This is a genomic window from Candidatus Protochlamydia naegleriophila, assembly GCF_001499655.1.
Taxonomy (GTDB): domain Bacteria; phylum Chlamydiota; class Chlamydiia; order Chlamydiales; family Parachlamydiaceae; genus Protochlamydia; species Protochlamydia naegleriophila.
This window is the reverse complement of the sequence record NZ_LN879502.1, coordinates 2467630-2482186: the sequence shown is the minus strand read 5'-3', so window position 1 is coordinate 2482186 and position 14557 is coordinate 2467630. Positions and strand designations below refer to the sequence as shown.

Genomic DNA, 14557 nt, shown 5'->3' with positions numbered 1-14557 from the left:
TTTGAAAATATTTTCCTAGAATTGGCTAGCAAAAACATTTCTACTTTTTGAAAAACAACGCTAACGCAGTCTTAGCGATGGCTTCATGCATTTCTTGAATGTGCAAAGGTTTTGCTTTTAGGTCGCTGTTTGTCTTGCACATACCAGATATTAAAGTTTCTAATGCTCTTTTTGATGGCAGGCTTTAGCTCTAAAATTGCGATAACAAAAGATTAAGGCGTACGGAGATGCAAAGCAAGGCTATGCAATTAAAGCAACTTGACTAATCATTTTGTGTTTTGAAGAGAGTAATCCAATGACCTCTTTGAAATGAAAAGACCGCCCTATGGAATTGCATGGATTTTAAATGCTCTTCTCCTTGTCGTTTTCCAAAAAAATATTTAAAACAAATAAAAGTGTATCTGCTTCTAGTGCAGAAGGCAGTTTCGTGAATCTTATTGTGTATGCCATTGCTTAAAGAAGAGACTTTTTGCCCATTCAACGCATAACATGTAGAAGACGATCACACCAAGAATAAAGACATAGAATTTGCCCGACAGAGTAGTAAAGCCTAGGAGTGGTGCGATAGGGGTAAAGGGAAGCAATAGAGTCAATACAATGATGAGAGAGACGCTACCAAGTAAATACCAACTCGGACGGCTCTTATAGAAAGGCCTAAACGTTCGCACAATCAAAACGATGAAAGCAGCCGATACAACTGATTCAACAAACCACCCTGTTCTAAATTCTTCCACAGACGCTTTCAATAGTAGGAGCATTCCAAACGTTGCAAAATCAAAAATTGAGCTGATGCACCCGAAAACGACCATGAATTTGCGGATGAAGCCAATATCCCATCGCAGCGGTTTCTGCACCCTTTCAGCATCAACATAATCAGTTGCAATGGTCATTTCGGGGAAATCCTCCATGACATTAGTTAATAGAACCTGTTTGGGCAGCAAAGGAAGAAAGGGGAGAAAGAGTGAAGCTCCGGCCATGCTGAACATATTTCCAAAATTGGCGCTTGTTGCCATGAAGACGTATTTAAGCGTATTGACAAATGTCATTCTTCCAATTAATACTCCATCTTGAAGGACAGACAAATCATTTTCTAGCAGAACGACATCAGCCACTTCTTTTGCAGCATCGGCGGCCGTGTCTACAGAAATGCTCACATCGGCCGAGTGCAAGGCCGTTACATCATTTATACCATCCCCTAAATATCCTACGACATTCCGAGACTTTCTCAAAGCGAGGATGAGGCGCTCTTTTTGATTGGGTTCTATTTCGGCAAAGATGACTTTGCGATTGACTTGATTAATAAGTGCTTGGTCGCTCATTTGTTGCATGGCCTGCCCAGTTAAGACTTTGTCTTTGGGGATGTTGAGAAGCTGGGCTAAATGCATGGCCATCATCTGATTGTCGCCAGTGATAATCTTCAACTGGATGCCGAGTTCTGCTAGTCGGACCACGACTTGATCGATCCCTTTTTTTGGCGAATCCAAAAACAATAAAAAACCCAAAAAAATCATCTGAGTCTCATCATCCGGCCCGAGCTTAGAAATGTGGTCCTCTTTGCGATAAGCCAGGCCTAAAACGCGAAATCCTTGATTGCTGAATGCAATGAAATGTTCTTTGAGAGCACTGGAAACTGTATTGATATCGACAATATTCCCAAGCGCATCTTCAACATGGGTGCATATGTCAATCACTTGCTGATAGGCGCCTTTGGTGATGACAAAAGAATCATCCTCTTTTTTAGCTAGGATGGAGATGCGTTTCCGATTGAAGTCATATGGCGTTTCATCAAGTTTGGTCCATCCGGAAGCATCGACCGCTACTCCTTGCGAAATAGCCTGATCTATGGGATTCGTATAGCCAGTTTGAAATGAGGCGTTTAGGTATGCATATAGCAAAACTTTCTCACTTTTGCGTCCATCCAATCCACACCCATTTTCTAATTGGATGATGCCGCTTGTCAACGTTCCTGTTTTATCGCAGCAAAGGACGTTCATGCTGCCCAAGTTTTCAATCGAAGTGAGCTTTTTGACAATAACATGCTTATTAGCCATTTTTTTTGCTCCATGCGCCAAATTGATACTGACAATCGCAGGCAGCAATTGAGGAGTTAGTCCGACCGCCAGTGCTAGTGAAAAAAGGAGCGATTCGATGAGTGGGCGGCCAAAGTAGAGATTGAAGCCTAAAATAATCAGGAGGAGAAGGAAGGTGACTTGCATTAAGAAGTAGCCGAAATGGCGAATGCCGTTTTCAAATTCGGTTTGTGGCGGCTTGGTCGTCAGGTGTCCCGAAATTTTCCCGAATTCGGTATCCTTGCCGATTAAAACTACAACAGCCGTTGCTATTCCGCTTGCAACATGAGTGCTCATGAAGAGAGTATTTGTTCGCTTGGCAATGGGTGCGTCTTCGGCAGTGATTCCGGGGGATTTTTCTGCATAAAAAGTTTCTCCGGTTAAAGTAGCTTCGTCGACGAATAAATTGTTAGATTCAAGGATATAGCAATCTCCTGGAATCACATCGCCAGCACTGAGATAAATAATGTCGCCGGGGATGACTTCCTCGACTGGAATCTCTTTTTTTACTTGATCTCTTAAAACAGTGGCTTTGATCTGAACCAGTTGTAATAACTTGTCGACGGCATCAAGCGCACTTTTTTCCTGAAAGAAGGTTAGCAAGGCGCTTATCACGATGATGCCAAAGATAATGAGGGCATCCGTATTGTCATAGAGCACTAAGGATAGTGCGGCACAAAACAAAAGAAGAAAAATGAGGGGATTATTGAATTGGGAAAGAAATAGCCTGAGCGTGCTTGGATGCTTTTTGACTTTGAGAATGCTTGCTGCGTGTTGTTTTAATCGCTGCTTTGCTTCTTCATTGCTGAGGCCGTTATTCGAATTCGATTGAAGTGCATTGAGAACGTCACTTGAAGAAAGATGCCAAAAGTTTGAAAAGACTTTTGATTTAGCTTCTTGTACGTACATAGACACCTTTAATCATTATTCATCATCTAAGATCCATGCATTCAATTCTTCGAATGAGCGGCGGCTAAAATAAGGGAAAAAGGCATCGGCTTGAGCCTTCTCTGCTTGCTTTTCAAAGGAGCGTAGGTCGAAAGTTGAGCAGGAAATAGTCATTTTAGCTGGCAGGGGACGTTTAAGAGAGACGGCTATTCCAAAGAAACGAGGCTCATCGATAAAACTAAAATGATCGATAGATGAGAGTGTCAGTGATAAAACGGGTTTACCATTTTGATAATACTCGAGCCTCTCAAGTCCAACGCAGTGGAGCTCATTTGGTTTGAATTGCAGGCGTGATAAGCGGCGATAAGGCAGCAGCCCGGCCGTGATAAGGAAAAATCCTCCCAAAAAGATAAGCAATCCCCATGTTTTTAATACGGCGGGCGAGGCAAAGGCGCCTGCATACACGAGAGGAAAAATTCCCAATAAGGCCAAGACAAGCCCTATTTTCAAACTTTGATTCATCCATTGAGTTGGAATGGTCGTACGCAGGATTAAATGCTCTCTCATGAATTTAAGGCTCGTTTCAAAAAAAACTTAATGGAAAAGCTTTTCCTTATTTGGACTTCAGTTGTATACCTTGATACAAGCAAGAATCGACAAGTACTGATTATTTGTGTATACCAATCAACCGACAAAATTTCCATTGATTAAAGTCGATTGGATAAAAGATGAATACTGAGTCGGATAAAGAATGTCTCTAATAGCCCAAAGCAGGCGATCCCCATCTACAAGAGTGCTGGTTTCGCACATGCTGCTTAGAGGATTGCATAAGAGACTATGAAATTGTTTTATCATTATCGAGGAGTTTAAAAATATGGTGTGTCCAGTTTGTCCAACTGCTGGTTTCTTTGGCGGATTGATCGGAGGATATTTGGGAATTCATCCTCCTGCAACATTCAGGGGACGTTGCATTAGTGGTTTGGCTACAGCAGGCTTGGTGAGTGCGACTATTGTGGCGCTTAAAACAATTTTCAAAATTTCACTGTGCTATGGAACGGGCTTTACATTGGCCAATGTATCTGTTGTTTTAGCTAAAACGCTTGCTATGGGGATTGTCTATTCGATAGGAGTGAACTTTTTGCTCAATCGTTTCATTTTTATTGAAAGAACACAGACACAAACCCAGCCAATCCAACCAGCGTCCCAAGAGTGCCCCCACTGCTGCCATCATTAAGGCAAAACTTGTGCCCCACTCATTGAGATGCGGCTTTGCTCATATTTGCCTTTCTCTGCTCAGGCAGAGGAGGGCGATTCATCATCCAGGCAAAGAAGAGATTCCACAGAACATAAAAGGCCAGTAAAATAGGGCTTGCTTTTTCGCGAAAATTGTTCAACCAGGCGGAGCGGGCTTGTCCATGCAAGTGGTGAAGGCGTGCAACCGTGAAAGCAAATTCAGCTTCTTCAGCTTGCTGCTCGAAGCTAAGGCCTGGATTTTTTTGCGGCAGCCAATTCGCAATCAAATAGTGTTCCCAGCCTTTTTTCAATTGAACTTGCTGTTCATCCGGATTGCCATGTAGAGGCTGTTGCAAGTAATCTTTGACGATTATTTCTTCGCTTGGAAATAAGACAAAATCTGGGTTTGACTGAGCCGTAAGGCCTGTCATGCGATTGTCGATTGCATAAGCAAAAGCAATGAGTGGAAGGAGCCAGGCGGCTTGCTTTGCTCCTTCTACTTTTAGTAGAATTAAGATCGAGATCAGGGCTGAAAAAAGCAGCCAGGCTAGTTCGAAAGGGGGGATTCCGACCAGAAGTACACGAAATCCATCAGCAATTTTTATCCAGGCAGATCTTTGCGTATGCTTTTGCAGATTTTTATAATCCTCTGCAATAAGTTGTTTATCGTACACAGGCAAAGAAGCAAATCGCTCGGCCTGCCTTTCCATTTTAGGTATTTGCCCAGGATCTTTCTTTAGCATTTCAGATGTTCCCATGACATATTCATAAATCAGAGAACGGGAGCGCAAGGAAAAATATTCTCCCATAAAGGGTTGAACGGCATACCAGCAGATAAAGCTGAAGGCAAGGCACAGTTGGATGATAGCTAGCAAGCGCTGCGGTGTTGGAATAAATGTTCCTGGAGGAAAAGATTGAGATCGTTTAGAACGCATAGAATTTCGAGGGTTAACTTGCCTTGGGATAATTTAATGCCTTCTTACATTATCACCTTGTCCTATTTAATGAAAATATCTGCGGTAAAAGGATCTGATTCGCCAAATAATTGAGGCTGCTGCAGGTTTCGCCAGCTGGTTTAGCCAGCTGGCGTTTGTTCAAAATCTTTGAATTCGAAATTTTTTTAGAGAAAGTCGATTAATAAGGATCTAGACTTGATACTATTCTTCGATTGGTCTCATTGGTTTCTTGACATTGAACAAGGAATGCCCACATAAGCGGGATTATCCTTGGCTAAAATTGAGTGGAATTCAAGTTCTCAATAATCTTAGCTGGATTGAGGCCAAACACGGTTTGTACCAATCCATCACCCCTCAAAGAAATGAGTAGAACTCCTCTATCATTGAGAGGGCGAAGGGGTGTGTGGCTGCTGTCATTGTGCATTCTTTTATAGGCTGTTTCAATTTCTCTTATACTAGTAGCTGCAAGAGCCAATTTTTTGACGTCAAATGTTTGCTGCCTAGCAATCAATTCATCAATCTCTTCAGAAGAAGTATTGGGAAAAAGATAACCTATCCATTCAGCATTGTCGCGTCTGACTTCCTCTATTTTAACCTTTGCTTTAGGCGCGTATCGAGGAAGCACGAGGCTCGGATTGCCAATAATAGCCGTGTTCGTGGTTGCTAACGCAGAGAAATCTGTCCATGCCGCTTTAAAATGTTCCAAGCCAAGCTTAGAATATTTATTTTTAAGAGCAGGATCGCCGTTTATCAACGCTTTTACCTTATAGATGATCCCTTTCGCAGCATGATAGTTGGTGCCTATAAACCCGACAAAAATAGCCATAGAGGCTTCATTTACTAATCGAGCAACTGCCCTGACTGGCTTGCCAATGAATGTAGAAATAACGCCTTGGCCGCTATTCACTGGATTTAAAAAATCAGCACCGAAAACATACCTATCTAAAGTATAACTAAGAGCAAAAGGCATTTCGTTTAGAGTTAAAACAGTCATTTTTTCTCCATGATTGTAGTTAATTAAAAGTATTATAATAAATTAGTTATAAAAGATCAAACCAAGTATCGTCGTTAACTTTAAAAGATTACTTTCAGCTTTTTTGTAATAGATTTAAAATAATGTAGTTGCAAAAAAATAATTAATATTATAATATTAAGAATAGAGAGCAAGGAGAGGTCATCTCTCCTTCAGCCCTTCAAAGTATCAAACCAGTTAAATGTAATCCCCGTCAAACCAAAATTAATTTTATAAGAGTTGTTGAAGTTTCGAAAACTTCGATTCTTCTTTCATGCCCAAGTCGTCTTGGACTGTTATCCATTCAACTCTTTTTATAAATATATGATCTTTTTCTTTGGAATCGGTTCAGTTTTTGGACCTTTGAAGAAGAGGCGGTGATTTTTTGGGTGCATGTGCTTTTAAGGTGAATTTCAGAATTTGAATTGCATCAATTGTGAATTGAATGCGAAAAAAGAGAAAGAAAAACCAGTTTTGGTGTTGTCTTGAAAGCGAAATTGAAATAAAGCGAAAAAGTATGTTGCGCTAAAAAGCCCATATTTTGTATGTTTGTAGCTTCTTACGAAATGAGCGTAAAAAACGAAACAAAACGTAAGAATAGCAAAAGCCGATGAGCTTATGCGTGAGTGTTTTGACAGTATAAGAGAGACAATGTGCAAGCATAAACAATAGAGCTTGTGTGGGACAGTTTACCTGTCACACATATTAGTATCGCTCAAGAAGCGATACGATTAATATAATCAACTCAATTTTTCAAGAGTTTATTTTTTCTGTGAGAATTTGATCTTGGTTCAGATTGAATGCTGACGGCGTGGATGAGGCATGCAAGTCGAACGGAACCTTCGGGTTCAGTGGCGGAAGGGTTAGTAATACATGGGTAACCTGCCTTTAACTCTGGGATAACGGTTGGAAACGACCGCTAATACCAGATACGGTGAGAATAAGACATCTTTTTCTTATTAAAGTGGGGGATCGCAAGACCTCGCGGTTAAAGAGGGGCCCATGCGATATCAGCTAGTTGGTGTGGTAAAGGCGCACCAAGGCTAAGACGTCTAGGCGGATTGAGAGATTGACCGCCAACACTGGGACTGAGAACTGCCCAGACTCCTACGGGAGGCTGCAGTCGAGAATCATTCGCAATGGGCGAAAGCCTGACGATGCGACGCCGTGTGAGCGAAGAAGGCCTTAGGGTCGTAAAGCTCTTTCGCTTGGGAATAAGATAAACTGGCTAATATCCAGTAAGTTTGAACGTACCAGGTAAAGAAGCACCGGCTAACTCCGTGCCAGCAGCTGCGGTAATACGGAGGGTGCAAGCATTAATCGGATTTATTGGGCGTAAAGGGCGCGTAGGCGGGGATGTAAGTCAGACGTGAAATCCCGGGGCTCAACCTCGGAACAGCATTTGAAACTACATCTCTCGAGGGTAGGCGGAGAAAACGGAATTCCACAAGTAGCGGTGAAATGCGTAGATATGTGGAAGAACACCGGTGGCGAAGGCGGTTTTCTAGCTTATTCCTGACGCTAAAGCGCGAAAGCAAGGGGATCAAACAGGATTAGATACCCTGGTAGTCCTTGCCGTAAACTATGTATACTTGGTGTAACTGGACTCAACCCTAGTTGTGCCGTAGCTAACGCGTTAAGTATACCGCCTGGGGAGTACAGTCGCAAGGCTGAAACTCAAAAGAATTGACGGGGACCCGCACAAGCAGTGGAGCATGTGGTTTAATTCGATGCAACGCGAAGAACCTTACCCAGACTTGACATGCAGTAGACCGGTCTAGAAATAGGCCTTTCCTTCGGGACTGCTGCACAGGTGCTGCATGGCTGTCGTCAGCTCGTGCCGTGAGGTGTTGGGTTAAGTCCCGCAACGAGCGCAACCCTTATCATTAGTTGCCAACATTTAAGGTGGGAACTCTAATGAGACTGCCTGGGTTAACCAGGAGGAAGGTGAGGATGACGTCAAGTCCGCATGGCCCTTATGTCTGGGGCTACACACGTGCTACAATGGTCGGTACAAAAGGCAGCGAAACCGCGAGGTGAAGCAAATCCCGAAAGCCGGCCCCAGTTCAGATTGTAGTCTGCAACTCGACTACATGAAGACGGAATTGCTAGTAATGGCGAGTCAGCAACATCGCCGTGAATACGTTCCCGGGTCTTGTACACACCGCCCGTCACATCATGGGAGTTGGTTTTACCCGAATCCGCTGGCTTAACCGCAAGGAAAGAGGCGTGTAAGGTAAGGCCGATGACTGGGATGAAGTCGTAACAAGGTAGCCCTACCGGAAGGTGGGGCTGGATCACCTCCTTTAAAGGACAGTTTGCTTTAATTAGCAAACAGGTTGGGCAAGCTCTATTAGCTCGTACATTGTCTTACTTATACTGTCAAACACAGACAGTCGTTATTTTGAAAGTCATAAAAGTTTAAGAATCAAGTTTAATCTAAAAACGTTGATTGTTTGGTAACAAACAATGAAACGTGAATACGTAAAGTAGATGTAAATCATCTTATTAAAACAATTCACTGATCAAAATCAGCGCTTGAGAATAATCTTCACACAAAATTTAAGTGACATAAGTAGCAATACTTATGTGAGTCGTACTCATACTTAATTGCTTGAGACTAATTTTTGGTCAAGCTATTAAGGGCTATTGGTGGATGCCTTGGCATTAACAGGCGATGAAGGACGCGAAACCTGCGAAAAGCTTCGGTGAGCTGGATAAAAGCTTTGACCCGGAGATATCCGAATGGGGAAACCCAACCAGAGTAATGTCTGGTTATCCTTAACTGAATACATAGGTTAAGGAAGCGACACCTGCCGAACTGAAACATCTAAGTAGGCAGAGGAAAAGAAATCAAATCAGAGATTCCCATAGTAGCGGCGAGCGAACTGGGAAGAGCCCAAACCGCTATTTCTAATAGCGGGGTTGTAGGACTCATCACAATGGCTAGCAAACTTTAGCAGAACATTTCTGGAAAGTCAGGCGACACAGGGTGAAAGCCCCGTATGCGAAAAAGCAAGCTAGCTAGATGAGCACCTGAGTAGGGCCGGACACGTGAAACCCGGTCTGAATCCGGAGGGACCACCCTCCAAGGCTAAATACTCGTTAATGACCGATAGTGAACCAGTACCGTGAGGGAAAGGTGAAAAGAACCCCTGTTAGGGGAGTGAAATAGAACCTGAAACCAATAGCTTACAAACGGTCGAAGGCCTATGCCCAATTTTTTGGGAATGGCTGACGGCGTGCCTTTTGCATGATGAGCCAGCGAGTTGCGTTAAATGGCAAGGTTAAGGGACATCGTTCCGAAGCCGAAGCGAAAGCAAGTCTTAAAAGGGCGTTAAGTCATTTGGCGCAGACACGAAACCAAGTGATCTATCCATGACCAGGTTGAAGCAAGGGTAACACCTTGTGGAGGACCGAACTAGTAACTGTTGAAAAAGTTTTGGATGAGTTGTGGATAGGGGTGAAAGGCCAATCAAACTTGGAGATATCTTGTTCTCTTCGAAATAACTTTCGGGTTAGCCTCGGACAGCCCTTTACAGGGGTAGAGCACTGAATTCACGCGGGGGTCTACCGACCTACCAAAGGAAATCAAACTCCGAATACTGTAAAGTCGTCCGGGAGATAGACAGCGTGGGATAAGCTACGTTGTCAAAAGGGGAACAGCCCAGATCGCCGATTAAGGCCCCTAATTCTATGCTAAGTGAGTAAGGAAGTGGAGTTTCTAAAACAGTTGGGATGTTGGCTTAGAGGCAGCCATCATTTAAAGAGTGCGTAACAGCTCACCAATCGAGAAACTCTGCGCCGATAATATCCGGGACTAAAGCATAGAGCCGAAATCGCGGGTTTATTCTGTATAAGAATAAGCGGTAGGAGAGCGTAGTATGCAGCGTCGAAGGCGTACCGTAAGGAGCGCTGGAGCGCATACTAGTGATAATGCATGGCATGAGTAAACGATAAAGGAGGTGAAAATCCTCCTCGCCGAAAACCTAAGGTTTCCAGGGTAAAGCTCGTCTTCCCTGGGTTAGCCGGTCCCTAAGCCGAGGCTGAAAAGCGTAGGTGATGGAAAGCAGGTTAAATATTCCTGCGCCGCCTAAAACTATGATGAAGGGTCGACGGAGTACGTCAAGCACGCGGACCATTGGATGTGTCCGTGGAACAATGAGGCCGGTTGGTAGGCAAATCCGCCAACATAACGCCAGGTTGGGACTAAGGGGAATCTTCGGAGGAACCGATAGTGTAGCGCAATGCTTCCAAGAAATAGACTCTAATCGTTGATGGCGACCGTACCAAAACCGACACAGGTGGGTGGGAAGAATATTCTAAGGCGCGCGAGAGAACTCTTGTTAAGGAACTCGGCAAATTATCCTCGTAACTTCGGGAGAAGAGGAGCCACAAGTTGTGACAGCACTTGCTGCTTGAGCATCATGTGGCCGCAGAGAAATGGCCCAGGCGACTGTTTAACAAAAACACAGCACTATGCAAAGACGTCTAAGTCGAAGTATATGGTGTGATGCCTGCCCAATGCCAAAAGGTCAAAAGGAGATGTTAGCCGTAAGGCAACGCATTGAATTTAAGCCCTGGTGAATGGCGGCCGTAACTATAACGGTCCTAAGGTAGCGAAATTCCTTGTCGGGTAAGTTCCGACCTGCACGAATGGTATAACGATCTGGGCACTGTCTCAACAAGAGACTCGGTGAAATTGTAGTAGCAGTGAAGATGCTGTTTACCCGCAATAAGACGGAAAGACCCCGTGAACCTTTACTGTACTCTGATATTGGCTCTTGACTTGTCATGTGTAGAATAACCAGGAGACTAAGAAGGTCTGCCGTCAGGTAGGCTGGAGTCGTCGTTGAAATACTGGTCTTGATAAGTCGGGAATCTAACGAAATCCCATGAAGCTGGGATTCGGACATTGTCAGACGGGCAGTTTTGCTGGGGCGGTATCCTCCTAAAGAGTAACGGAGGAGTCCAAAGTTTGCCTCATCGTGGTTGGCAATCACGAGTAGAGCGTAAAGGTATAAGGCAAATTAACTGTGAGACCTGCAAGTCGAACAGAGACGAAAGTCGGGCTTAGTGATCCGGCGGTGGAATGTGGAATCGCCGTCGCTCAACGGATAAAAGGTACTCCGGGGATAACAGGCTTATCGCCACCAAGAGTTCATATCGACGTGGCGGTTTGGCACCTCGATGTCGACTCATCGCATCCTGGGGCTGAAGAAGGTCCCAAGGGTTTGGCTGTTCGCCAATTAAAGCGGTACGCGAGTTGGGTTCAAAACGTCGTGAGACAGTTTGGTCCCTATCTTTTGTGGGCGTAGGATACTTGAGAGGAGCTGCTTCTAGTACGAGAGGACCGAAGTGGACGAACCAATGGTGAGCCGGTTGTTCTGCCAAGAGCATTGCCGGGTAGCTATGTTCGGAACGGATAAGCGTTGAAAGCATATAAACGCCAAGCCTCCCTCAAGATAAGGTATCCCTATCAGACACCATATAGACGATGTGGTTAATAGGTTGGGTGTGTAAGCGCAGTAATGCGTTGAGCTTACCAATACTAATCGGTCGATCGGCTTGACCACCTTTTTTTTACTGAAGGACGAAGACCATTCCCTTCAGCACAAAGTGTGGTCCAATATACAAAATCAAGCGTGTGAGATTATTTTCAAGCACTGTTTTTGGTTTAGTGAATTTACGATTCAGATTTAAACGACAAGACTAAACTTTTATGATTTTCGCTTGGTGGCATTAGAGAGAGGGAAATACCTGATCCCATTCCGAACTCAGAAGTCAAGCCTCTGATCGCCGATGGTACTGCACACAAGAGTGTGGGAGAGTAGGTCGCCGCCAAGCTTTTTTTTCATGGCCTTAAAACAAACGTTTTAAGGCCTTTTTTTTTGCCCTCAAATAATCCATTTTTTCTAGTCGCCCTCCACGCCCGCATTATCTTCCCCTTACTCATCGTTCGCTCGGTCCTCACTAGAGGTTTTCAGTCGGCCTGTCGTATTCAAAGATATTAAAAATGAGACATAGAACAAGGGTGCAACGCAGAGATTGTTAAATCCAATGCGTCTTTATCTTGCGGATCGTAAAGTAATCGCCCGAGTAAAAACTATGGTGCTAGCTGTAATCAATTTTGGATAGTGCGCTTCAGTTGGGTGGATTAGGATAGTACATGGCTTATCATCCACTCTGCGTCTCTCAGCCTTACCGTCTCTGCGTTGAACTCTTGTTCGCTGTCTTAAATATTTAATTCTATGAAGCATGTAACAAGTGGCTTAGCGAGACAAAATATACTAGACGCATTACACCTAAGGTCAGATTGTGCTTCGATCCGCCAAAGATAACATTCTATTTAAAAAACTTTATTCCTACTCGTTGGATCAGGCTGCAAGATTAGTCTAATCTTTTAAATTTAAATTTTAAATAAAATTAATAATTTCTTTTTGTTTAGTTTAGTTTTTTTATGGTTATTTCTTAGTATATATTATTAATAATTCTTGATTAAATAGAGGGTATTCATGTTTAATTTTTGTATTGTAATTATTGAACATGAGGAAAGATAGATAACTTTAGTTTTTAATAAATAAATGTTTAATTTTAAGGAGTATTTATATGACTAGCCAAAATCTATCCTCTGTTTTTGTTTATCCTCGTGAAATACATGGATTTGTTTGTGAGTTTTTAGATGAGGTGAATTTAACACGCATGGTCTATCTTAGTCGATCGTGGAATGAATTCATTAAAGAAGAGATCGATCCCGCTTGGAAAAGCTTGCATGAAAAAATATGGAATGGGCCATTAGTTACAACAGCGTTTTTTCCAACAGCTTATCAAGCATTTCAGGTGCGTTATAAATGCGTTAAATTGCACTTGCTTTATCAGAATTCCCTTCATACGTTGCCAAATATTGTCAATAACGTTGAAAAAATTAGAAAAATTACCTCGAATGATTACTTTAATTCGCTTATGATCGAAAGGCATCGAGGAATGGTTCTAAATAAAGGACCTCTATCTCAATTCGCGCAGACTGCTTTTCCCTTGAATCTCAAAGCTCTTCCTTTGACAGACAGTGATAAAAAATGCTGGCAAACTGCGTTCAATTGCTATGATAGCTATTCAAATCCCTTGGTTCAAATGAATAGCGTTAGGCCTTTGCTTGACAATCATCTCAAGCAAGCGACTCCTATTTATCGTCCTTCGAGTTTTAGAGAATGTGCTCGCTATATTGTGACCGAAATTAGCATGCTTTGCGATCTCAGAACCCTAATTAATCCAGATGAGAGCGTTGTCGATTCTTGTCTTTCACATACAGTCCAAGGGAATTATCTAGCATCCGAAGTTCAGCTTGTTATGTGGAAAATTCTTTCCCCCCATCTATTCGAAGAGAAAAGTAAAGAGCTTTTATTTGAAGCAGCCAATCGCGGAGCCTTAGACATTATAGGTGCTTTATTACAGGAAAGAGATTGCTCTGTAAAAAAAGCAGGGGAAGGAGATGATAAAAATTGGACAGTGCTTCATTACTTGAGTCTTCGCCAGGATACGCAAATTCCACCTGTGAAGGCTCCTCTATGGCAGGAGATTGCTGATGAACTTATTAAAAGAGGATGTTCACCTCTTCAGCGAGGAGATAATGGGGACTCACCTTTGATTTTAGCGGCGCGTGCAGGAAATGCTTATTTAATGAGCTGTTTCTTAAAACATTTGCAAGATGTATCAATGCTGTCAGAAGGATGGGCACAATTGATTGAAGTCTTGGAAGAAGATAGGGAAGAACTTTTATCAGATTCACAGATCAAAATTATTGGAATGGCTTTAAAACAAGGTTTTTGTGCAGATATTCGTGCGAATGAAAATCTAATAAATAAGATGCTGATTAAAAGTGAATGGAATATTTTGCCATTATTCTTAAATTCATGTTCTCCTGCTCAAATGGAAGCCATATTCTCTCTATTTTTTAAATGGGCTGACATAGATTGCGCATTTGATGACGATGATCTGAGTATAAAAATGGATACTTATTCTGTCTTACTTCCAAACTTGGAAATGTTTTTAGAAATCTCTCAATCAAAGAATCTCGATTTTAATAAAGTTGTCGATTCTGAAGGAAACACGTGTTTGCATCAATGCATCAAATTCTTTGAAGGGGAAATTCAAGCTCTCAAAGAAAATATTTTTGATGATGGAGATGAAGAGGATGAGGGAGAAGAAATTCTCGATATGCTTCAAAAATCTTATATAAACTGCGTTAAAATTTTGGCTACGAATCAAAATAGCGTGCAGGCCAATCGAGATTTGAAGGATCCGTTAGATTTAGTCGATGATCGAGAAGGTGACGTCTATTTGTTTTTATTAGCTAAGCAGAATCCTTCTAAAAAGAGGGGATTAAAAGATTAAATAAGTCA

General features: G+C 42.6%; 7 protein-coding genes and 3 rRNA genes. 6 read left to right on the top strand and 4 right to left on the bottom strand.

The features are described 5' to 3' along the window. Positions 1-434: 434 nt before the first annotated feature. Together mgtA and PNK_RS10510 are read right to left on the bottom strand one after the other, a co-directional pair. Positions 435-2978 carry a magnesium-translocating P-type ATPase gene (gene mgtA / locus PNK_RS10515; protein ID WP_059061949.1) on the bottom strand — a complete coding sequence of 848 codons (2544 nt, stop codon included), beginning with the start codon at positions 2976-2978 and terminating at the stop codon, positions 435-437. A 15-nt stretch (positions 2979-2993) separates the two neighbouring features. Beyond that, positions 2994-3524 (bottom strand): hypothetical protein, encoded by a 531-nt coding sequence (locus PNK_RS10510; RefSeq protein WP_032124438.1) that lies wholly within the window; start codon positions 3522-3524, stop codon positions 2994-2996. Between PNK_RS10510 and PNK_RS14045 the strand changes: the two genes are divergently transcribed. Then, positions 3513-3668 carry a hypothetical protein gene (locus PNK_RS14045; protein WP_158021791.1) on the top strand — a complete coding sequence of 52 codons (156 nt, stop codon included), beginning with the start codon at positions 3513-3515 and terminating at the stop codon, positions 3666-3668. The genes PNK_RS10510 and PNK_RS14045 overlap by 12 nt on opposite strands. A gap of 163 nt (positions 3669-3831) precedes the next feature. Further along, positions 3832-4191, top strand: a complete 360-nt coding sequence (locus PNK_RS10505; protein ID WP_032124437.1) for a hypothetical protein — start codon at positions 3832-3834, stop codon at positions 4189-4191. Between the two features lie 19 nt (positions 4192-4210). Here PNK_RS10505 and PNK_RS10500 read toward each other — a convergent pair whose 3' ends face one another. After that, positions 4211-5125: a hypothetical protein gene (locus PNK_RS10500; protein WP_059061948.1), complete on the bottom strand. Its 915-nt coding sequence runs from the start codon at positions 5123-5125 to the stop codon at positions 4211-4213. 295 nt (positions 5126-5420) lie between these two features. After that, positions 5421-6140, bottom strand: coding sequence for a hypothetical protein (locus tag PNK_RS10495; RefSeq protein ID WP_059061947.1), 720 nt, complete (start codon positions 6138-6140; stop codon positions 5421-5423). Positions 6141-6926: 786 nt separating this feature from the next. Here PNK_RS10495 and PNK_RS10490 point away from each other — a divergent pair. From PNK_RS10490 to PNK_RS10475, 4 genes are all read left to right on the top strand, one after another. Beyond that, positions 6927-8466, top strand: a 16S ribosomal RNA gene (locus PNK_RS10490). Between the two features lie 321 nt (positions 8467-8787). Next, positions 8788-11734 (top strand): 23S ribosomal RNA (locus tag PNK_RS10485). Between the two features lie 156 nt (positions 11735-11890). Next, positions 11891-12005, top strand: a 5S ribosomal RNA gene (rrf, locus tag PNK_RS10480). The 16S, 23S and 5S rRNA genes sit together here, the layout of an rRNA operon. Before the next feature lie 762 nt (positions 12006-12767). Next, positions 12768-14549, top strand: coding sequence for an ankyrin repeat domain-containing protein (locus tag PNK_RS10475; RefSeq protein ID WP_059061946.1), 1782 nt, complete (start codon positions 12768-12770; stop codon positions 14547-14549). Positions 14550-14557 lie beyond the last annotated feature (8 nt).

What these genes read in the sequence shown, in the direction of transcription:
- PNK_RS10495 (WP_059061947.1), bottom strand. Translation starts at nt 6,140, where the DNA reads ATGACTGTTTTAACTCTAAACGAAATGCCTTTTGCTCTTAGTTATACT.
- PNK_RS10500 (WP_059061948.1), bottom strand. Translation starts at nt 5,125, where the DNA reads ATGCGTTCTAAACGATCTCAATCTTTTCCTCCAGGAACATTTATTCCA.
- PNK_RS10510 (WP_032124438.1), bottom strand. Translation starts at nt 3,524, where the DNA reads ATGAGAGAGCATTTAATCCTGCGTACGACCATTCCAACTCAATGGATG.
- PNK_RS14045 (WP_158021791.1), top strand. Translation starts at nt 3,513, where the DNA reads ATGCTCTCTCATGAATTTAAGGCTCGTTTCAAAAAAAACTTAATGGAA.
- PNK_RS10505 (WP_032124437.1), top strand. Translation starts at nt 3,832, where the DNA reads ATGGTGTGTCCAGTTTGTCCAACTGCTGGTTTCTTTGGCGGATTGATC.
- mgtA (WP_059061949.1), bottom strand. Translation starts at nt 2,978, where the DNA reads ATGTACGTACAAGAAGCTAAATCAAAAGTCTTTTCAAACTTTTGGCAT.
- PNK_RS10475 (WP_059061946.1), top strand. Translation starts at nt 12,768, where the DNA reads ATGACTAGCCAAAATCTATCCTCTGTTTTTGTTTATCCTCGTGAAATA.